This window comes from Vibrio ishigakensis, from assembly GCF_024347675.1.
GTDB lineage: Bacteria > Pseudomonadota > Gammaproteobacteria > Enterobacterales > Vibrionaceae > Vibrio > Vibrio ishigakensis.
In genome coordinates this window covers 2,467,284-2,486,920 of record NZ_AP024881.1, presented here as the reverse complement: position 1 = coordinate 2,486,920, position 19,637 = coordinate 2,467,284, and the positions used below count along the sequence as shown (strand labels likewise).

At 46.8% G+C, this 19,637-nt stretch carries 20 protein-coding genes; 10 read left to right on the top strand and 10 right to left on the bottom strand.

Annotated features, from left to right (window positions below; genetic code table 11):
* Positions 1-9: 9 nt before the first annotated feature.
* From Pcarn_RS11320 to luxS, 3 genes are all read left to right on the top strand, one after another.
* Positions 10-2,880, top strand: a complete 2,871-nt coding sequence (locus Pcarn_RS11320; protein ID WP_390904436.1) for a M16 family metallopeptidase — start codon at positions 10-12, stop codon at positions 2,878-2,880.
* Between the two features lie 124 nt (positions 2,881-3,004).
* The gene (gshA, locus tag Pcarn_RS11315; protein ID WP_261833979.1) at positions 3,005-4,570 is read left to right on the top strand and encodes a glutamate--cysteine ligase; all 1,566 of its coding nucleotides are present in this window, start codon (positions 3,005-3,007) and stop codon (positions 4,568-4,570) included.
* A gap of 13 nt (positions 4,571-4,583) precedes the next feature.
* A complete protein-coding gene (gene luxS, locus Pcarn_RS11310) occupies positions 4,584-5,099 on the top strand; it encodes an S-ribosylhomocysteine lyase (RefSeq protein WP_261833978.1) in 516 nt (171 codons plus the stop codon).
* A gap of 55 nt (positions 5,100-5,154) precedes the next feature.
* Here luxS and Pcarn_RS11305 read toward each other — a convergent pair whose 3' ends face one another.
* Together Pcarn_RS11305 and Pcarn_RS11300 are read right to left on the bottom strand one after the other, a co-directional pair.
* Complete coding sequence (locus tag Pcarn_RS11305; RefSeq protein ID WP_261833977.1) at positions 5,155-6,417, bottom strand: HlyC/CorC family transporter; 1,263 nt, start codon at positions 6,415-6,417, stop codon at positions 5,155-5,157.
* Positions 6,418-6,508: 91 nt separating this feature from the next.
* Positions 6,509-7,303, bottom strand: coding sequence for a cytochrome C assembly family protein (locus Pcarn_RS11300; RefSeq protein WP_261833976.1), 795 nt, complete (start codon positions 7,301-7,303; stop codon positions 6,509-6,511).
* A gap of 195 nt (positions 7,304-7,498) precedes the next feature.
* Between Pcarn_RS11300 and ffh the strand changes: the two genes are divergently transcribed.
* The 5 genes from ffh to rplS all read left to right on the top strand — a co-directional run bounded on the left by ffh (position 7,499) and on the right by rplS (position 11,109).
* Entirely contained in the window at positions 7,499-8,890 is a 1,392-nt protein-coding gene (gene ffh, locus Pcarn_RS11295) for a signal recognition particle protein (RefSeq protein WP_261833975.1), read from the top strand.
* Between the two features lie 248 nt (positions 8,891-9,138).
* Positions 9,139-9,387: a 30S ribosomal protein S16 gene (rpsP, locus tag Pcarn_RS11290; protein ID WP_261833974.1), complete on the top strand. Its 249-nt coding sequence runs from the start codon at positions 9,139-9,141 to the stop codon at positions 9,385-9,387.
* 30 nt (positions 9,388-9,417) lie between these two features.
* Positions 9,418-9,948 carry a ribosome maturation factor RimM gene (gene rimM, locus Pcarn_RS11285; RefSeq protein WP_261833973.1) on the top strand — a complete coding sequence of 177 codons (531 nt, stop codon included), beginning with the start codon at positions 9,418-9,420 and terminating at the stop codon, positions 9,946-9,948.
* 21 nt (positions 9,949-9,969) lie between these two features.
* Positions 9,970-10,716 (top strand): tRNA (guanosine(37)-N1)-methyltransferase TrmD, encoded by a 747-nt coding sequence (trmD, locus tag Pcarn_RS11280; RefSeq protein ID WP_261833972.1) that lies wholly within the window; start codon positions 9,970-9,972, stop codon positions 10,714-10,716.
* Positions 10,717-10,755: 39 nt separating this feature from the next.
* Entirely contained in the window at positions 10,756-11,109 is a 354-nt protein-coding gene (gene rplS / locus Pcarn_RS11275; protein WP_261833971.1) for a 50S ribosomal protein L19, read from the top strand.
* A gap of 205 nt (positions 11,110-11,314) precedes the next feature.
* On the opposite strand, the gene yacG is transcribed toward rplS, so the two are convergent.
* The 8 genes from yacG to nadC form a co-directional block, all read right to left on the bottom strand.
* Positions 11,315-11,509: a DNA gyrase inhibitor YacG gene (gene yacG / locus Pcarn_RS11270; RefSeq protein WP_261833970.1), complete on the bottom strand. Its 195-nt coding sequence runs from the start codon at positions 11,507-11,509 to the stop codon at positions 11,315-11,317.
* A gap of 7 nt (positions 11,510-11,516) precedes the next feature.
* Complete coding sequence (gene zapD / locus Pcarn_RS11265) at positions 11,517-12,257, bottom strand: cell division protein ZapD (protein ID WP_261833969.1); 741 nt, start codon at positions 12,255-12,257, stop codon at positions 11,517-11,519.
* Between the two features lie 28 nt (positions 12,258-12,285).
* A complete protein-coding gene (gene coaE / locus Pcarn_RS11260) occupies positions 12,286-12,897 on the bottom strand; it encodes a dephospho-CoA kinase (RefSeq protein WP_261833968.1) in 612 nt (203 codons plus the stop codon).
* A complete protein-coding gene (locus tag Pcarn_RS11255; protein ID WP_261833967.1) occupies positions 12,897-13,775 on the bottom strand; it encodes a prepilin peptidase in 879 nt (292 codons plus the stop codon). The genes coaE and Pcarn_RS11255 overlap by 1 nt, the downstream gene beginning before the upstream one ends.
* A gap of 48 nt (positions 13,776-13,823) precedes the next feature.
* The gene (locus tag Pcarn_RS11250; protein WP_261833966.1) at positions 13,824-15,035 is read right to left on the bottom strand and encodes a type II secretion system F family protein; all 1,212 of its coding nucleotides are present in this window, start codon (positions 15,033-15,035) and stop codon (positions 13,824-13,826) included.
* Complete coding sequence (locus tag Pcarn_RS11245) at positions 15,025-16,431, bottom strand: GspE/PulE family protein (protein WP_261833965.1); 1,407 nt, start codon at positions 16,429-16,431, stop codon at positions 15,025-15,027. The genes Pcarn_RS11250 and Pcarn_RS11245 overlap by 11 nt, the downstream gene beginning before the upstream one ends.
* A complete protein-coding gene (locus Pcarn_RS11240) occupies positions 16,428-16,835 on the bottom strand; it encodes a pilin (RefSeq protein WP_261833964.1) in 408 nt (135 codons plus the stop codon). Before Pcarn_RS11240 ends, Pcarn_RS11245 begins: the two co-directional genes overlap by 4 nt.
* A 208-nt stretch (positions 16,836-17,043) precedes the next feature.
* Positions 17,044-17,931 carry a carboxylating nicotinate-nucleotide diphosphorylase gene (gene nadC / locus Pcarn_RS11235; protein ID WP_261833963.1) on the bottom strand — a complete coding sequence of 296 codons (888 nt, stop codon included), beginning with the start codon at positions 17,929-17,931 and terminating at the stop codon, positions 17,044-17,046.
* A 100-nt stretch (positions 17,932-18,031) separates the two neighbouring features.
* Here nadC and ampD point away from each other — a divergent pair, with 100 nt between their 5' ends.
* Entirely contained in the window at positions 18,032-18,574 is a 543-nt protein-coding gene (gene ampD, locus Pcarn_RS11230) for a 1,6-anhydro-N-acetylmuramyl-L-alanine amidase AmpD (protein WP_261833962.1), read from the top strand.
* 268 nt (positions 18,575-18,842) lie between these two features.
* Positions 18,843-19,613: a pyruvate dehydrogenase complex transcriptional repressor PdhR gene (gene pdhR / locus Pcarn_RS11225; RefSeq protein ID WP_261833961.1), complete on the top strand. Its 771-nt coding sequence runs from the start codon at positions 18,843-18,845 to the stop codon at positions 19,611-19,613.
* Positions 19,614-19,637 lie beyond the last annotated feature (24 nt).

Sequence of the window (19,637 nt, the reverse complement as noted above, 5' to 3'; positions counted from 1 at the left end):
GGAAAGGCAATGATATCTCAAAAGCTTAAAAGCCAGCTTAAGATGCTTGTTGGTGTTGGCCTAGTAGTGGGCTTAGCCGCTTGCACTACCGCAGAAAAGATCTCCGTCTTACCCAAGCCTGCAATTCAGTTGCTTGAAGAGGTGCCTGCAACCCCAGGTAAGGCCTCAATTGCTTATTCTAAATATCAACTTGAGAACGGTTTGACCGTTATCCTAGCACCGGATCACTCTGATCCTTTGGTTCACGTGGATGTTACTTACCATGTGGGTTCCGCGCGTGAGGTGGAAGGCAAGTCTGGATTCGCTCACTTCTTTGAACATATGATGTTCCAAGGCTCCAAGCATGTGGGCGATCAACAGCATTTCAAGATGATCACTGAAGCGGGTGGTTCATTAAATGGTACCACCAACCGTGACCGCACCAATTACTTTGAAACCGTACCCTCGAACCAACTAGAGAAGGTGTTGTGGCTCGAATCGGACCGTATGGGCTATCTGCTTGAGGCGGTTTCTCAGCGCAAGTTTGAGATCCAACGCGACACGGTGAAGAACGAGCGTGCACAGAACTATGAAAACCGTCCTTACGGTCTTATGTGGGAGCGTATGGGCGAGGCTCTGTATCCGACGGATCACCCATATTCTTGGCAAACCATTGGCTATGTGGAAGACCTAGATAGGGTGGATGTAAACGACCTAAAAGCCTTCTTCCTGCGCTGGTATGGCCCCAACAACGCTGTGCTAACCATAGGTGGCGATTTCGAGAAAGAGCAGGCGCTAGAGTGGATCGAGAAATACTTTGGTCCTATCCCACGTGGTCCCGAGGTTGAGTCTGCACCTAAGCAGCCTGCTGTCTTACCTGAAGATCGTTACATGACCACAGAAGATAGGATTCAACAGCCTATGCTTCTTATCGGTTGGCCAACCACCTATCAAGGGGCTGAGGGTAACGAGAATATAGATATGCTCGCTAGGGTACTAGGTAGTGGGCGTAACAGTATCTTGTATCAAAAGCTGGTGAAGACTGAAAAGGCGCTCGATGCCGGAGCTTTCCACCAGTGTGCCGAGCTTGCGTGTAATTTCTTTGTGTATGTAATGGCGGACTCCTCTAAACGAGCAGATCTAAGCCCGCTTTATGACGAGGTGATGGGCATCCTTGATGGCCTGAAGCCAGAAGACATTGACCCTGATTTTCTTAAGCAAGTGCAAGGTCGCGCGGAAGCTGACTCGGTTTTCGCCTTACAAAGTGTTCGCGGAAAGGTGACCCAGCTAGCCTCTAACCAGACCTTCTATGGTCAGCCAGATAGACTGCAAACCGAGCTAGATAAGCTTGGTAAGGTGACACCTGATTCAGTATACAAGGCATACCAGACCTATATTCCAAACAAGCACAAGGTGGCGCTGTCTGTAGTGCCTAGAGGCAAACTTGAATTGGCGGCGCGAGAGGCAACCTTTGACACCCCACCGCGCAATCTGCCAGAGCAAAAGCCTATCCTCGACAGTGAGCTAGACTATCGCTTCGTAGAAGATACCTTTGATCGTTCTAAGGTTCCTGAAGCACAAGGGGCGGTACGCGGTACTATGCCAGAGTTGTATAGCTTCCATCTGGATAACGATATCGAGGTGCTAGGCACTCAAACCTCAGAGACTCCGACCGTAGTGATGCAGATAAAGATGCCGGCAGGTAATCGTTATGTGCCACGAGGCAAAGAGGGGCTGGCTGCGCTTACCGCTTCTATGGTCTCTGAAGGTGGTACCCGTTTGTCTAGTGAAGAGCTTCAAGCCGAGTTGGATAAGCTAGGTAGTAGTGCGTCTTTAGATGCAGGGCAATACCGCTCAACGGTAACTATTTCATCATTGAGCAAGAACTTTGTCCCAACCCTAAAGTTGGTAGAAGAGGCGTTATCTTCGCCTAAGTTTGATCCACAAGATTTCGAGCGTGTTAAGCGTCAGATGTTGGAAGGGGTTATCTATGAGCATCAAACACCTTCTTGGCTTGCCTCTCAAGCCACTCGTCAGGTGTTGTACGGAAATACCGTCTATGGTCGCTCAAGCTCTGGCACGATCGAGTCAGTAAAAGGCTTGACCCTTGACGATGTGAAGAACTTCTATAAGCAGTACTACACCCCTAAAGGAACTCAGGTGGTGATAGTGGGCGATCTTGAGCAAGCTAAGGTCAGAGATAGCCTAGATTCTCTGGCGAGTTGGCAAGGGGATATGCCACCGATCCTACGCAAGCAGCGCCTGCCGCAGCAGGAAGAGCGCAGTATTTACTTGGTGGATAAGCCGGGAGCGCCACAGAGCACAGTGCGTCTCGTTCGCCGAGGTCTACCATTTGACGCAACCGGTGAGATGTATCTGACTCAATTGGCTAACTTCAACTTGGGCGGTAACTTTAATAGTCGTATTAACCAGAATCTTCGTGAGGATAAGGGCTACACCTATGGTGCGAGCACCTATATTGCAGCTAACAGAGAGGTAGGTGCCTTGGTTGCAACCGCTCAGGTTCGTGCGGACTCTACGGGTGATGCTCTAGTTGAGCTAATCAAAGAGATGGAAGGCGCGGCTCAGGATGGTTTTACCGACCAAGAGATTGAGTTTATGCGATTGGCTGTAGGCCAGCAGGATGCCTTGAAATATGAGACTCCGGGACAAAAGGCCTCATTACTTGGCGCAATCCTTACCTACAATCTAGACTACGATTATCTGTCGACGCGCAATGATATCGTAGCCAATGTTTCTAAGCAGAGCCTAAATGAGGTGGCGAATAAGTGGTTTAACCCGGATGACTACCAAATTGTGGTGGTCGGGGACGCTGAAAAGATAACGCCTCAATTGCAGAAACTAAAATTGCCCATCAAGACCCTTGAAATTGAACCTTGATGAACCAATTTAAGAGATAAAATACGCGTCCTGCGCTTTTGCGCGGGACTCTTTTATTACAGGCAATATGCCGATTTCCATCTCCAGGCCTTGGCTTTGGAGAGAACATAAAAGTGGTTTCGTTTTGACTAGTTTTAACTCTCGCCTGCAACAAGTAGCTTCAAACAAGCAGGCGTTTACACAATTTGGACGTGGCGTGGAGCGTGAGACGCTTCGCTATAACCCAGACGGGTACTTGGCGACTACACCACACCCTAATACCCTAGGCTCACCATTGACTCATGAGTGGATCACCACTGACTTTTCAGAGTCTCTGATGGAGTTTATTACTCCGGTATCTCGTGATATCTCAACCTTGCTATCACAGCTTACGGACATCCACCATTTTGCACATAGCAAGCTAGATGGTGAGCGCCTATGGCCTCTGTCTATGCCATGCAAAGTGCACAGTGAAGATGATATTGAACTGGCTCAGTACGGCACCTCTAATTCAGGTAAGATGAAAACGCTTTACCGCGAGGGACTTAAGCACAGATACGGTAGCCTGATGCAAATCATCTCTGGTGTGCATTTTAACTTCTCTTTCCCTGAGAGCTTCTGGGATGCGTTGCATGGTGAGCAAACAGAAGAAGAGCGCCAAGCGACTAAATCGGATGCTTACTTTGGTCTTATCCGTAACTACTATCGCTTCGGTTGGCTGATCCCATACTTCTTTGGTGCGTCGCCGGCTATCTGTGAGTCTTTCCTGCAGGGCAAGAAAACGAACCTACCGTTTGAGAAACTAAACGGTACACTGCATCTGCCTTATGCGACCTCATTACGCTTAAGTGACCTTGGTTACACCAATAGTGAACAAAGCGCACTTAAGATTGGTTTCAACAGCGTTGAACAGTATCTTGAGGGTCTAAATCGCTCTATCCGCACTCCATCTGAGAAGTTCTCTAAGATTGGCGTAAAGGTGGAGGGGGAGTACAAGCAGCTGAATACTAACGTTCTACAGATCGAGAACGAACTGTATGCTCCTATTCGACCAAAGCGTGTGGCGAAGAGTGGCGAGAAACCTTCTGAGGCTTTATCACGTGGTGGTGTAGAGTACATTGAAGTACGCTCACTAGACGTGAACCCATTTAGCCCTATCGGTATCGACGACAAGCAGATCCGATTCCTAGATATCTTCCTAACTTGGTGTGCGCTAAGTGACTCAGCCAATATGGATGATTGTGAGCTTGAGTGCTGGAAGCGTAACTGGGAGTCTGTGATTACTGAAGGTCGTCGTGATGGTGTTGACTTGACCATTGGCTGTGATGGCGAAAAGCTGACCCTACAGCAATGGACACACCGTATATTTGATGAGTTCGATCAGATTGCAAAAGCCATGGATGAAGCACATCAGAGCAATGCCTATATCGAGGTGTGCAATGAGCTTCGAACTTGGATCGACTCTCCTGAGAAAACATTGTCTGGCCAGATGATGAAAGCGATTAAAGAGCATGGTGGTAACGGTGCTCTAGGTGAAGCCCTTGGTGAAGCCTACCTGGCTCAGTATCAACAGAGTGAGTATCAGGTGTACAATCAACAGATGATGGAGAGCGAGGTTCGTGACTCTGTCGAGAAACAAAAGCAAGTGGAAGCGGGTGATACCCTAGATTTTGACCACTTTCTTGAAAACTACTTTGACTATTTAAAATAAACCGGAGCGCAACATGCCTTTACTAGATAGCTTTACTGTCGACCACACTAAGATGCACGCACCAGCCGTGCGCGTAGCGAAGACAATGCAGACTCCGGGTGGCGATACCATCACTGTATTCGACCTTCGTTTTACTCAGCCAAACAAAGAGCTACTTTCAGAGAAGGGTATTCATACCCTTGAGCACCTTTACGCTGGCTTTATGCGTGATCACCTAAACGGTGACAGCGTTGAGATCATCGATATCTCTCCAATGGGTTGTCGTACCGGTTTCTACATGAGCCTTATCGGTACTCCAACTGAGAGCCAAGTAGCTGAAGCCTGGCTAGCAGCTATGCAAGACGTGCTTAAGGTAGAGGGTCAGAACAAGATCCCTGAACTGAATGAGTATCAGTGTGGCACTGCAGCTATGCACTCTCTAGAAGATGCAAAAGCGATTGCTCAAGCTATTATCGATGCAGGTATTTCGGTAAACAAGAACGACGAGTTGGCGCTTCCAGAAGAGATGTTAAAAACACTTAAGGTGTAATTAGACACCAGATAAATAAAAACCGGAACACGATGTTCCGGTTTTTTTATGGTTGCTATGCGGCGGGGAAGACCCTAACCATCTTGATTTTGTTCTCAGAGAAGTCGATCACCTCCATTCTATGATGGGCAATCTGCATGCTGATATGACTCTCAGGGATATCCTCAAGATGCTCGAGTATCAATCCATTTAGGGTTCTTGGACCATCGGTTGGCAGCGTCCATTGCAGGCCTTTGTTGATATCACGGATATTGGCACTGCCCTCGATAAGATAGCTACCATCGGCTTGCGGGGTGATCTCTTCAGCAAGGCTTGGTGCCATAGAGGTGGTAAACTCGCCCACTATCTCTTCAAGAATATCCTCTAGAGTAACCAGTCCTATGATGTCACCATATTCGTCTACAATCAGTCCGATACGCTCTTTGTTACGCTGGAACTTCAGCATCTGCACATTTAGTGGTGTCGCCTCAGGAATGAAATAGACCTCGTCAGCGGCTTTTAGTAGCGTCTGCTTGTTGAACTCATTTTTCTCCAGCATCAGGCGATAGGCTTCGCGCAGCCTTAGCATGCCTACCACTTCATCTATCTGGTCGCGGTAAAGCACCACACGTCCATGGGGGGAGTGGGTCAATTGGCGCACGATAGACTTCCAGTCATCGTTAACATCGATGCCGGTGATCTCGTTTCTTGGCACCATGATGTCGTTCACCGTCACTGTCTCGAGATCTAAGATGGAAATCAGCATGTCTTGGTGACGGCTTGGAATAAGACTGCCCGCCTCGTTTACCACAGTGCGAAGCTCATCTGAGCTTAAGTGATCATCTTTGCTGGTGGAGGCATTTATACCAAGTAGGCGCAAGAAACCATTGGTGATGAAGTTTACCAAGATCACTAGCGGTGATAGGAGTTTCATTAGGATGCGCAGCAATAGACTGCTGGCATAGGAAACACGCTCTGGATAGAGCGCCGCCAAGGTTTTGGGAGTTACTTCGGCAAAGACCAGAATTACTAGAGTCAGCACACCGGTTGCGATGGCCACTCCAAAGTCGCCATATAGGCGCATACCCAAGATGGTTGCGATAGCCGAGGCAAGGATGTTGACTAGGTTGTTGCCAATAAGGATCAGACCGATAAGACGATCCGGCCTGTCGAGCAGTTTCTCTACTCGACGCGCACCCTTATGACCTTGATTAGATAAGTGCTTTAAGCGATAACGATTCAAAGACATCATACCTGTCTCTGAACCTGAAAAATAACCTGAAATGATAATCAGACATGCAAGGAGGCCAAACAGCAACCCAGTTGATATGTCATCCAAAACGTCGTAAATCCTTAGTTAGTGCTGTTCAAAAAATGAATGATATTGAGCTAGCTGTCAACTCAAGCTGGGTGAGACTAGCTGAGTTTGGTTAAGTCAGTATGACTTCGCGCACAAAACGGCTACCAAAATAGGCGAGGGTTAGCAGGAAAGCGCCCACGATAGAGAACCAGGTCACTGTCTTTCCGCGCCAACCTTGTTTGTAGTGCCCCCACAGAAGAACGTTGAATACCACCCAGGCAATAAACGACAGCACAGCCTTGTGTGTCTTACCACTAGAGAAGAAATCATCCACGAACAGTGGACCACTCATTAGGGTAAGGGTAAGAAGACCGTTACCAATAAGAATGATGTTAAACAGTTGACGCTCTATCTTCATAAGAGGCGGAAGATTTGGGTTCAGCGCCTGCGAGGTCTTCTGCTTTAGCTTGAAATCCAGCCATGCCAGTTGCAAGGCGTATAAAGCGGCAATCATTAGCGTCGCATAAGAGAACAGGGCTAGGGTGATATGTGCAACCAAGCCAGGTGAATGCTCAAAGTGGGTGATAAATGTGCTCGGTACGAAAGAGGCGACCAACAGACATAAGGCAGAAAAGCCATAGGCTATAGGAAGCAAGAACCAGAGTCGGGTCTTAAACATGGCGCAGGTCAGCACTACCGAGATCAGGAAACTCACCAAAGAGGTGACGTTTAAGATGCTAAGATTTTGCCCTTCGGGATTAAACACAGTGCCTACTAGGGTCGAAAAATGCAGAAGTAGGGCAACAAATGCCAGACCTAATACACCTTTTGCGTTGATACCTGTCTTATTTAGAAGGCCAGGGAGTATCAATAATAAGGCGGCGAGGTATAAGACTACACTTGAGCTTACCACTACTAAGTTCATAATTTTTCGATACTAGTTCTGAAATATAATCCTAAATTATACCCATAAGCATAGTTAAGTTGAACACTGGAAACATTTGTTTAGATCTAGGTCAATTCTCAGTTTCGCTTACACGCGCTCTGGCAAGGTTTTGTTCAATACGCCTCTGCGGTATACTTCGGGTAATTGACCGAATTAGTCAGCTTAGAGAACAAGATGTTTGATAACTTAACAGATCGTTTATCCCAGACACTGAAGAATATCAGTGGTAAGGGTCGTCTTACTGAAGACAACATTAAAGAGACCCTACGCGAAGTGCGTATGGCACTATTGGAAGCGGACGTTGCCCTTCCGGTAGTTCGCGACTTTATCAAGCGCGTAAAAGAAGGCGCTGTTGGCGTTGAAGTTTCCAAATCCCTTACACCGGGCCAAGAGTTCATCAAGATTGTTCAATCTGAGCTTGAAGCGGTTATGGGTGAGTCCAACGAAGGTCTAGACCTTGCGGCTCAACCTCCAGCAGTTGTATTGATGGCAGGTCTACAAGGTGCGGGTAAAACCACCAGTGTAGGTAAGCTATCTAAACTCCTAAAAGAGCGCGATAAGAAGAAAGTATTGGTCGTGTCTGCCGACGTTTATCGTCCTGCAGCGATCAAACAGCTAGAAACCCTAGCCGGCGATGTTGGCGTAGACTTCTTCCCATCTTCTGCCGACCAGAAGCCTATCGATATCGCAAACGCGGCTATCGACCACGCCAAGAAGAAGTTCTATGACGTGCTTCTTGTGGATACCGCGGGTCGTCTAGCTGTAGATGAAGAGATGATGGCTGAGATCCAAGCTCTTCACGATGCGATTACCCCAGTTGAAACCCTGTTCGTGGTTGATGCTATGACAGGTCAGGATGCGGCGAACACGGCAAAAGCCTTTGGTGATGCGCTACCTCTTACCGGTGTAATCCTTACTAAGGTCGATGGTGATGCTAGGGGCGGTGCTGCCCTTTCGGTAAAACACATCACAGGTAAGCCGATCAAATTCCTAGGTGTGGGTGAGAAAACCGACGCCCTAGAACCTTTCCACCCTGACCGTGTAGCCTCGCGCATTCTAGGCATGGGTGATGTGCTGTCTCTTATCGAAGACCTGCAGCGCAACGTAGATACCCAAAAAGCTGAAAAACTGGCGAAGAAGTTTAAAGAGAAGAAGGGCTTTGACCTCGAAGACTTCCGTGAGCAGCTAGGTCAGATGCAAAACATGGGTGGCATGATGGGTATGATGAATAAGCTACCAGGCATGAACAATCTACCAGACGACGTAAAAGATAAAGTCGACGATAAGATGTTTAAGCAGATGGAAGCCATCATTAACTCTATGACCATGAAAGAGCGCCAACGCCCAGAGCTTATTAAAGGCTCACGCAAGAAGCGTATTGCAGCGGGTTCAGGTACTCAGGTTCAGGACGTAAACCGTCTACTCAAGCAGTTCACTCAGATGCAGAAGATGATGAAGAAGATGCAGAAGGGTGGCATGCGCGGCATGATGCGCAACATGCAAGGCATGATGGGCGGCATGGGTGGTATGGGCGGCGGTGGCTTCGGCGGCCCATTCGGCCGATAGGCCCGCTAGTCACAATGAATGCTTAGAATCAGGCTCTAGATTTCTAGAGCCTTTTTATTTCTTGGTTTATTTTCAAAATGTTACCCAGCTCACATTCAATTAGTTGGCTAAAAAGTAACTAAACCCCTTGCAAAGATTCCGAATAAGAGTAAAATTCCGGAGCTTTATTTTGGCACGAGACCCCATGCAATTCTGCGGAAAGAATAGTTTGGGGTTAAATTTTTTTTTGAGAAAGCAAAGAGGACGACATGGTTACCATTCGTTTGGCACGTCACGGCGCTAAGAAGCGTCCATTTTATCAAATCGTAGTAGCAGACAGCCGTCGTGCAGCTACTGGTCGTTTCATCGAGAAAGTAGGTTTCTTCAACCCTACTGCTAAAGGTCAAGAAGAAGGTCTACGTCTAGACCTAGACCGTGTAAACCACTGGGTTTCACAAGGTGCTACAGTTTCTGACCGCGTAGCTAAGCTAGTTAAAGACGCTCAAAAAGCGGCTTAATTGGCACTCGATGTAAAAGGAAAAGAACGAATGAGTGAGCAAATCGAAAAAATTGTTGTAGGCAAGCTTGGTGCTACTTATGGCATTCGTGGTTGGCTTAAAGTTCATTCCTTTACAGACAACGCTGAAAATATTTTTCAGTACAGCCCTTGGTTTCTTAACCAAAACGGCAGCCTAGTTGAGTACAAAGTAGAGAGCTGGAAACGCCACAATAAAGGCTATGTTTGTAAGCTTGAAGGTGTAGATGTACGTGAAGACGCACATTTGCTTACCAACTTTGAGATCTCGGTAAATGCTGCTTCTCTACCTGAACTGTCAGAAGATGAGTTCTACTGGCGTGAATTGTTTGGAATGCAAGTGGTAACCACTAAAGGTTACAACCTTGGCGAAGTCACCGATATGTTGGAGACGGGTTCAAACGATGTTTTGGTAGTGAAGGCTAACCTAAAAGATGCTTTTGGCAAAAAGGAACGACTAATTCCGTTCCTTGAAGAGCAAGTGATCATTAATGTTGATCGCGATGCTCAACGGATCGAAGTTGACTGGGATCCTGGCTTCTAGTCCAAAATTAGAGAGTGAACTATGTGGGTTGGCGTAATTAGCCTATTTCCAGAGATGTTCCGCTCTGTCACTGATTTCGGAGTAACAGGTCAAGCGGTTAAAAAAGGTCTACTAACGGTACAAACGTGGAATCCTCGTGATTTTACTCACGACAAACACCGTACTGTTGATGACAGACCTTACGGGGGAGGCCCCGGAATGCTAATGATGGTTCAGCCTTTGCGCGATGCCATTCATGAAGCAAAGAAAACCGCACCGGGTAAGACGAAGGTTATCTATCTTAGCCCTCAAGGTCGAAAGCTCGACCAACAAGGGGTAGAAGAGCTGGCAACCAATGAGAACTTGCTTCTTATTTGTGGCCGCTACGAAGGGGTAGATGAGCGCATCATACAGTCTGAGATTGATGAAGAATGGTCAATCGGAGACTTCGTGATGACGGGTGGTGAGATACCAGCCATGACCTTAATCGACTCAGTATCTAGGTTTGTACCTGGGGTATTGGGAGATTTTGCGTCAGCAGAGGAAGACTCCTTTGCAAATGGCCTTTTAGATTGTCCTCACTACACGCGTCCTGAGGTGTTAGATGGCACTGAAGTACCAGCGGTACTTAAGTCCGGAAACCACAAGGACATTCGTCGCTGGCGATTAAAGCAATCGCTGGGCCGTACTTGGCTAAGAAGACCAGAGATGCTGGAAAACCTAGCTCTGACTGACGAACAGGAAATATTACTTGTCGAGTTCATAAATGAACATAAAAGTCGCAAGTAATCATATATTTAGATTCAGTTTATTCTAGGGTATATACAAATGAGTAATATCATCGCAGCTCTTGAGCAAGAGCAAATGAAATCTGACCTGCCAAAATTTGGTGCAGGTGACACTGTAGTTGTACAGGTTAAAGTAAAAGAAGGTGACCGTGAGCGTCTGCAGGCGTTCGAAGGTGTTGTAATCGCGATTCGTAACCGTGGCCTTCACTCAGCATTCACAGTTCGTAAGATCTCGAACGGTGAAGGTGTTGAGCGTACGTTCCAAACTCACTCTCCAATGGTTGATAGCATTGAAGTTAAACGCCGTGGTGCAGTACGTCGTGCCAAGTTGTACTACCTACGTGAGCGTTCTGGTAAGTCAGCTCGTATTAAAGAGAAACTTGCTAAGAAGTAATGCATTACCTGCATTTCTCATAGATAAAACGGGAAGCCAAATGGCTTCCCGTTTTTTTGTGTTTGTTTGATAACTGGTTATTTTGAACGCTAACTGCGTTGTCACTGCTCATGTGCGCGTTGCACACTGCGCGGCTCCGCCTTGTTAGCCTCCAAAATCTCTGCGTTATCATTCCAAAAACTGCTTTTAGAGCTTGTGGCTAGCTTTAATATTGATCTTCAGACCAACCGTCCGAATCAGACATATCCGGTGCGCCTGGAATCGAGTTCTCTTCATCGGCCCATTCGCCGAAGTCTATCATCTGGCACTTTTTGCTACAGAATGGACGGTGAGGGCTTTGCTCTCCCCATTCAACATCATTGCCACACTGCGGGCACTTAACTATGGTTGGTTTACTCATGGTGTTCTCAGCTACAAACGGCAAGCTCAAACTCAATATCTTGGTTGCTAGCCTGCCCAGTTTCAAAGTTAATGAATTTGATCACAAAGCGGTTCTTATGTCCAGAAACCATAGGGTAGACGCCGTAATCTTGGCTGAACTGTAGCCTGACCATGTTGGCCTCCTCGGCATCGCTCTGGAAAAATCCCCCACGAGCAATCTGAGGCTTCATTTGACTGGAACTACGGGTTAGATTGAGCCACTGCTGCAGACCGTGATTAAGCGGTGCTAGCGAGCTTAACCAGCGCTGGGCATCCGTCATGCGCTTTTCCAGAGGTTGATGTAGCCAAAAGTGTAATGCAGGAAGGTCGAAGCAACAGGCACCTCCTGGCAGATTAAAGCGTTGGCGTATGGAGGCAAGGAAGCGATCTTCCTTCAACAAGGTGCCGAAGCGCTGCGCCTTGATGATTTCTCCATGCACCATATCCAACTCTTTCAACAGGCCCTGTAGGCGCTTTTGATCCACACCCGGCACATTTAGCCAGTTGGAGTAGGTGAGCTTGAGTTTATCAAGATCTTTTAGCAGTTCAGGTTTTAGCTGGATCTGTTCGAAGATATCCAACAGATCGAAGATAGATCGGAACAGTACTTGATAATGTTGAGGATCAGAGAAGGTCGCACACTGCTGAGCTTGCCTGAGTAGGCTCTCAATACGCAGATAGGTACGGCTCTTTTCATTGAGCGGGTGTTCGTATTTTTGAATTGTCATACTGAGCATCCTGCTTTTCAGTTGCGCTTCACTCTCCATGGCTTGCCTCTGTCATCGCTAGATATTGATGGTGCAATTTTTCTATCTGCTCGGCCAGTGGTTCGATGCCGTCGTTGTTGACCACATCGTCTGCAATCGCCAGCCGTTCGGCTCTGCTTGCTTGTGATTTTAGTATAGATTCAACTTGCTCTTGTGAGACCTGATCACGCGTCATTGTTCGGTTAATTTGTGTCAGCTCTGAGACATCTACCACTAAAACTCTATTCGCAAGGCGTTGCAGTCCGTTTTCCACCATAAGTGGGATAACCAGTAGACAATAGGCAGAGTGAACTTGTTCAATCTGATCTAACATGCGCTGGCGAATCATAGGGTGAAGCAGTTCATTTAACCACGTCTTAGCACTTTCATCTGAAAAGATAACCTCTCTGAGCTTCTTCCTATCTAAAGTGCCATCGCTGGTAAGGATCTGCCCACCAAATTTATTCGTGATAGCCTTGAGACCTTCAGTGCCTGGCTCCACCACTTCGCGAGCAACCACGTCGGCATCGACGATCTCGATGCCAAAACGGTGATTAAACTGATCGGCTACTGTGGTTTTACCGCTGCCAATGCCGCCGGTCAGGCCAATTACAAGTGTCATTAGGCACCTCCGAAATAGAAGCCGAGATACCAGCTAACGATTTGCTCACCCACAATCAGATACACCCAACCAGCAATAGCTAGATATGGACCAAACGGAAAGGCTTTTTCAATGCCTTGTTTCTTTAGTCTCAACTGGATGATGCCAAAAACTAGTCCGACAACAGATGAAAGTAGGATAATAAGCGGAAGTGCCTGCCAGCCAAGCCAAGCCCCGAGAGCAGCAAGAAGCTTAAAGTCGCCATAGCCCATACCTTCCTTGCCGGTAATCAGCTTAAACAGCCAGTACACGCTCCACAGAGACAGGTAACCCGCCATTGCACCGATAATGGCTTGTTCAAGGCCTATCGGACCAATACCAGTTAGTGCTAGTGCTATGCCAGCCCACATTAGAGGAAGAGTTAGGCTATCTGGCAACAGCATGGTATCTAGGTCGATAAAGGTGGCGCAGATCAGTACCCAGGTAAAACCAAGCAGGGCAACGGCATACAAGCTTGGTTGGAATTGTAGAGCCACAATGAGGCACAAACCGCCAGAGAGAAGTTCTATTAAAGGGTAGCGAGGGCTTATCTTAGTGCTACATGCTCGGCATTTACCTCTAAGCATTAACCAGCCCAATACAGGAATATTGTCTCGAATCTTAATTGGGGTTTCACACTTAGGGCAGCGTGAGCGCGGTAAACTTAGTCCAAAGTCACCCTCTGGCTTGTCTAGTTTTAGCTCCGGATAGGCCTCAGCAAATTCTGTTCTCCATTCTCTTTCCATGATGATGGGCAGTCTATGGATAACTACATTGAGAAAACTGCCGATGATAAGGCCGAGAATTGTGGCCATAATTGGGAAGAGGGCAGGGAATTGAATGAAGTAATATTCGAGCATCAGAGGCCCATGTACATGAAATTCTAGCAATTATTTTATATTAATCTTCTAATGTAAGCTATTCATCAGACTGAATATGGGCAGATAAATGGATAGCACCATAGTACCAACCATGCCTCCGAGTAGCAGTATAACAAAGGGCTCAATAAGCTTGCTCAGATTATCTGTGGTATCAATGAGTTGCTGTTCGAGGTCTAGAGACGCTTTTTCTAGAAGCGAGGTTAGTCGACCACTGCTTTCACCTATGCTAATGAGCATCCCCAGCTCAGAGGGAAAATTAGGGACTTCGGCCATAGCGTCAGACAGGCGCATACCCTGATTTATTTTCTGTTTAGCCTTACTTAGATGCTGGTTTAGGTAGCCGTTCTCCACCACACAGGTTGCATTGTGCCAAGCGTTCAATATAGGCAAGCCGGCACCTAGGCTAGATGCGAGTATCAGGCTAAACCTAGCCCACTCGCCCGAGCGTAACGCTTTTCCCATTATGGGTAGACCAAGGAGCAGGGCATCGAACCTGTATCTCAATCGCGTTCCACTTCTAAGTAGCGTGGTGATAACTAGCGTGAATAGCGTTGTTCCCATGAGCAGGTATAGGCCGTAGTTTTGTGTCCAGGCTGACAAGCCTAGTGTCCATTGGGTAAGGGAAGGCAGTTCCGCTCCAAACCCTGCAAAGAGGTTCTCAAACTGAGGAAGTACAAATATCAGCATGATAACCAGTACAATTAGAGCAACCAGAAACACTAGGGTCGGATAGATTAGGGCGGAGCGCAGCTTGCGTTTAATATTCATGCTGCGTGTTCTTTGCTCTAGTGCCCATCTCAGGGTATCAGCCAGCTTGCCATTAGACTCGCCTATGCGGATATATTGAAGCAAGATGGGGTCGAAACAATCGAATCGACTTAAGCTCTGCGAAAGGCTCAAGCCCTCTAATATCTCATCTCTGACTAGATGGATAAGAATCCCAAGCTCATTTTTCTCTCTATGTTTAAGACTTTGACTGAGTGCCTCTGTCACAGGAAAGCCAGACTCCAGCAGAGTAATTAGCTGATGGATTAAACTATTTACTTGGTTAGCCTTAATGCCAAAGCGCATTTTATAGATGCTAGATACAGAGCCTTCGGCGATCTTTTGAATCTGTATTGTCTCTCTCTTCGCTAACTGGGCTAACTGAGCTCGAGAGTAGGCGTATAAACTCCCAGAGGTTTTATTTGAGTTCTCCTGCCTACCGAACCAATGGAAACATCTCAGCTTATGCTTCATGACCAATAACTCTGTCTAGTTCGTTTTTGGTGGTTACTCCTGATGCTTGCCAGTGTTTACCCGCGTCATGAAGCGTCAAGCCGCCAACCATCTCTTGATTGGGTAGAGAATAGAGTTCAAATAGCCCAACACGCCCTTTGTAGCCGTCATTACAGTGTGGGCACCCACTTACACAAGACAGGCAGGCCCTCCTTACTAGTCTTTGGGCAATGACTAGCTTGAGTGTGGTGCGAACATCTAGCTCAGACACTCCAAGGCTCAACAGTCGTGGAATAGATTCTCTAGCACTATTGGTGTGCAGGGTAGAAAGGACTAAGTGACCGGTTTGAGCTACGTGTACGGCGATCTGGGCTGATTCCGAATCTCGGATTTCACCTAGCATTATAATGTCGGGATCTTGGCGCAATAGTGAACGCAGTGCTTCTGCGAAGCCATAATTTATATTGGGGTCAATCTGAACCTGATTGTAGTTAGTGTCTTGAATCTCTACCGGGTCTTCAACGGTGCAGATTGAAAGACTGGGCGTCTGTAATTGCTTTAGGCAAGAATAAAGCGTGAGACTCTTACCGCTTCCTGTAGGACCGGTAACCAACAAGAGGCCATGCGGGCTTAGCAGTGTTCGTTTTAAATGATCGAATTGAACATCCATCAACCCAAGTTTATCTAGGCTAGGAACCTGTTGCTCGGCTTGCATCCGTAATACCACTTTCTCGCCCCATATGGTTGGCAGTATGGATACTCGGATATCTTGATTGTGCCAATGCAGTCTTCCATCTTGTGGGTGTCTATGTTGTGTGATGTCCAGATCGGCCAGTACCTTGATGCGACTAACCAGAGTGGTGGTGAATGGGTGGGGAATACTTCTCCATGGATGCAGTAATCCATCGATGCGAAAGCGGATATCTGTTTGCTCTTTTCTTGGCTGAATATGCACATCGGAAGCTCTGCTGGATTTTCCTTCTCGCAGTATTTGTTCCAATAAATCTTCATCGTTAGTGCTCAGTTCCGCTTTTATGCGCTTAAAATCCGAGTAGCAGATTAGAGTGAACTGGGTATCGAGCTGGTGGATAAAACCAAACTCTTGGCAGGCTTGTACAGCTTTTGGATCATATGAGACCAAATGCAATTTATCGCCAGCCCTATTAATAACTATTAGATACTCATCCCTTGTTCTATAAAGGGTTGAGAGCTTTTTAAGTTCATCTGTCTCATAGTTAATCTGTTTAGAGAAAGGCAATTTGTGCAGCTTTGATAGTATTTGGCCTATGGTAGGCCAAATACTCTGAGGTGTGCTTTCTATTACCTCTTTTAATTCTAAAGATGCTTCGATGGCCCGCTGATAAAGGGCAGAGTCGATAAGCCCCGCCTCTTCCAGCGCATCTAGATAATGTTTCACTGGCAACCTTTAGGTCGGGTGACATTTGCCGCACCGCTAATGCTACAACTCCAACCGTTAGTGGCATCTCTAGAAAAAGCGACGCTAGCATTGGCAAGGGCGCTATTGTTGTTATCAAAAGAGAACAGGAGCTGATTGCTTCCTTGAATAGATATGGTGCCTAAGGTGCCACCGGCTGCAGAGCTAGTTTGTATATCTGAAAGGTTGGCTGGAAAACTGCCGTGATCCAGCAGGTAAAGCTCAGCCTTGGTAATTAGCCCTCTCAGGGTGGCAGTGCCAGAGGCAAGCTCAGATTTCTTTACGTAGTCTTGGTACATGGGTACGCCGACTGCGGACAAGATACCTATGATAGCCACCACTATCATCAGCTCTATTAGGGTAAAGCCATATTGATGTTTACGCATGATTCTTCTCAACTTATTGGGGTTGAGTAAATCTAGAAAGTTGAAGCTTGAGCGTCGAAGGGCGGAGGCTAGCTTTACTAGCTCAGTCGAAGAGAGAAATGAAAGTCGGGAGAGAAAGGCTTAAAAATGTGACTGAATATCACAGCTTGTAATGCTCAGATACAAAAAAGGCCAGCATCTGCTGACCTTAGATAGGGTTTAAAGCGCCTTACTTGAAGCGCATAGACAGGTCCATTGCCTTAAGGTGCTTAGTCAGTGCACCTACAGAGATAAAGTCCACACCAGTTTCAGCCATAGGGCGGATGGTCTCTAGGGTCACGTTACCTGAGTTTTCTAGCACAGCGCGGCCTTGGTTGATCTCAACGGCTTCACGCATCATGTCTAGGGTAAAGTTATCTAGCATAATGATGTCTGCGCCTGCCTCGATAGCTTGTTTCAGCTCTTCAAGGCTCTCTGTCTCAACTTCAACAGGTTTACCAGGATTTAGCTCTTTCGCTGTTGAGATAGCTTGCTCGATACCGCCACAGGCAATGATGTGGTTCTCTTTAATAAGGTACGCATCGAATACGCCGATTCTGTGGTTGTAACCACCGCCACAGGCTACAGCATATTTAAGAGCGCTGCGCAGGCCAGGGATGGTTTTACGTGTGTCTAGTAGACGACAGCCAGTGCCTTCGATGGCCTTAGCATACTCGGCAACGACGGTCGCACAGCCAGATAGAGTCTGGATAAAGTTCATCGCGTTGCGCTCACCTGTTAACAGGGTGCGAGCAGGACCGCTCAGGGTACATAGAGTCTGGTTTGGCTCTACTGTATCGCCGTCAGCTACGTGCCATTCGATAGCTACTTCACTACCAAGCTGTTTGAACACTTCATCAGCCCACATCTGACCGCAGAACACGCCGTGTTCACGAGTAATGATGGTTGCTACGCCCTGGGTATCTGCTGCAATTAGGCTTGCAGTGATATCCGCTGATGCGTCTAGCGTTCCGCCTAGATCTTCTTTTAGTGTATCGGTAACCGCACGAGTCACTTCTACTGGAAGTTGCTGTTTTAGATAGGCGAGTCTAGCTTCGCTGTCGTGAGTGTTTTTCATAGTCACAGGCTTGATAGTTTATCTATTTGGGAATTGTGCTGAATGATACTCTTGCTTTGAATATAATACCAATCTGGATCAGCAAATTAGCAGGCAAATCATGGAAGATATCTGGTATCCAAAATCAAAAGTGGTGTTATCACCGTTTTGCGATGAAAGAGATGACCCAAATGATGTCTCCTTGCTGGTACTGCACAACATCTCTTTGCCGCCGGGACAGTTTGAAAATGGTCATATTGAGGCTTTTTTTCAGGGTAAATTAGACGGCTCAGCACATCCTTATCTGGCATTAGTTTCTAAGATGCGGGTTTCTGCACACTGCTTGATCACCCGAAGTGGCAATATCATTCAATTTGTTCCCTTCAATAAACGCGCTTGGCATGCTGGTTTATCTAGCTTTGCTGGTCGAGAAAAGTGTAACAATTATTCTATCGGTATTGAGCTTGAAGGAACCGACACTCAATCTTTCACTTCAGAGCAGTATCAATCTCTGTCTGAGTTAACCCAATTCATAACCACCACGTATCCTGCTATTACCCCTCATCGGATCACTGGGCACCAATATATTGCGCCCTACAGAAAGTCCGATCCTGGCCTATGCTTCGATTGGCGATATTTTAGACAGTCACTAAAGCATATCTAATTTGAATGAGCATTTGACCAATTCATATACTTTGGTTTAATTTGTCATACAAGTTAACCAGTTAAATATCCCCATGGCTGGTAACAATCAAGTTACAAAGAAACGGATTTTATTTGAATTCCTGTTAGTGTGATCTCCATTCCATGATTTAAATCAATTTTTGGTGGACAGGAAAACGAAAGGCGTGCTAACTTTGCGCCAAATCAAAAAATTGGTAATACCAATTAACGTATTACCAAATTACATTGTGCAGGACGCAAAGAACTAAATGCAGAAAGTTGCTTTTAAAAGTATTCGCCAACCAAAGCTTTCCGACGTGATTCAACGTGAATTGGAGAGCTTAATCTTGGATGGAATCTTGTCCCCAGGACAACAGCTTCCACCTGAGCGTGAACTGGCGAAGCAATTTGATGTGTCTAGACCCTCTGTACGTGAGGCGATCCAAAGGCTAGAAGCCAAAGGTTTGCTGACTCGTCGTCAAGGAGGGGGAACCTTTGTTAATGAAAACCTGTCTTCTAATTTGTCCGATCCACTTCTGAACCTGCTGTCGAGCCGTGCGGATACGCAACGAGACCTGCTTGAGACGCGTCATGCGTTAGAGGGCATCTCAGCTTATTTTGCTGCGCTTCGAGGCACCAAAGAAGATTTCGAACGAATCTCTCAATGTCACCAAGCAATGAACGAATCACTTCAGGCTGAGGATATTGAAGCAGAAGCCAAGGCAGTAATGGAGTTTCTAACTGCCATTGCTGAAGCATCTCACAATGTAGTTTTACTGCACATAGTGAAGAGCCTCTCTCCACTGTTAGAGCAGAACGTTTTACAAAACCTAAAGCTGTTGTCTGAGCGCGAAGATGCTCTGCAAAAGCTGAATGAACACCGAGCTAAGATAGTGAATGCGATCGTTTCTGGCGAGCCAGAGAAAGCGAGCGAGATGTCGCACACACACTTGGCATTTATCGATGAAACATTGTCGGATTTGACTCAGGAGCAGGGCCGCAGAGCTCGCTCACTACGTCGAACCCAACAGAATAAATAGTAAGCTTTTTCTGGGCTAAACCGC

What these genes read in the sequence shown, in the direction of transcription:
- Pcarn_RS11320 (WP_390904436.1), top strand. Translation starts at nt 10, where the DNA reads ATGATATCTCAAAAGCTTAAAAGCCAGCTTAAGATGCTTGTTGGTGTT.
- luxS (WP_261833978.1), top strand. Translation starts at nt 4,584, where the DNA reads ATGCCTTTACTAGATAGCTTTACTGTCGACCACACTAAGATGCACGCA.
- Pcarn_RS11300 (WP_261833976.1), bottom strand. Translation starts at nt 7,303, where the DNA reads ATGAACTTAGTAGTGGTAAGCTCAAGTGTAGTCTTATACCTCGCCGCC.
- ffh (WP_261833975.1), top strand. Translation starts at nt 7,499, where the DNA reads ATGTTTGATAACTTAACAGATCGTTTATCCCAGACACTGAAGAATATC.
- rpsP (WP_261833974.1), top strand. Translation starts at nt 9,139, where the DNA reads ATGGTTACCATTCGTTTGGCACGTCACGGCGCTAAGAAGCGTCCATTT.
- rimM (WP_261833973.1), top strand. Translation starts at nt 9,418, where the DNA reads ATGAGTGAGCAAATCGAAAAAATTGTTGTAGGCAAGCTTGGTGCTACT.
- trmD (WP_261833972.1), top strand. Translation starts at nt 9,970, where the DNA reads ATGTGGGTTGGCGTAATTAGCCTATTTCCAGAGATGTTCCGCTCTGTC.
- rplS (WP_261833971.1), top strand. Translation starts at nt 10,756, where the DNA reads ATGAGTAATATCATCGCAGCTCTTGAGCAAGAGCAAATGAAATCTGAC.
- yacG (WP_261833970.1), bottom strand. Translation starts at nt 11,509, where the DNA reads ATGAGTAAACCAACCATAGTTAAGTGCCCGCAGTGTGGCAATGATGTT.
- zapD (WP_261833969.1), bottom strand. Translation starts at nt 12,257, where the DNA reads ATGACAATTCAAAAATACGAACACCCGCTCAATGAAAAGAGCCGTACC.
- coaE (WP_261833968.1), bottom strand. Translation starts at nt 12,897, where the DNA reads ATGACACTTGTAATTGGCCTGACCGGCGGCATTGGCAGCGGTAAAACC.
- Pcarn_RS11255 (WP_261833967.1), bottom strand. Translation starts at nt 13,775, where the DNA reads ATGCTCGAATATTACTTCATTCAATTCCCTGCCCTCTTCCCAATTATG.
- Pcarn_RS11250 (WP_261833966.1), bottom strand. Translation starts at nt 15,035, where the DNA reads ATGAAGCATAAGCTGAGATGTTTCCATTGGTTCGGTAGGCAGGAGAAC.
- Pcarn_RS11240 (WP_261833964.1), bottom strand. Translation starts at nt 16,835, where the DNA reads ATGCGTAAACATCAATATGGCTTTACCCTAATAGAGCTGATGATAGTG.
- nadC (WP_261833963.1), bottom strand. Translation starts at nt 17,931, where the DNA reads ATGAAAAACACTCACGACAGCGAAGCTAGACTCGCCTATCTAAAACAG.
- ampD (WP_261833962.1), top strand. Translation starts at nt 18,032, where the DNA reads ATGGAAGATATCTGGTATCCAAAATCAAAAGTGGTGTTATCACCGTTT.
- pdhR (WP_261833961.1), top strand. Translation starts at nt 18,843, where the DNA reads ATGCAGAAAGTTGCTTTTAAAAGTATTCGCCAACCAAAGCTTTCCGAC.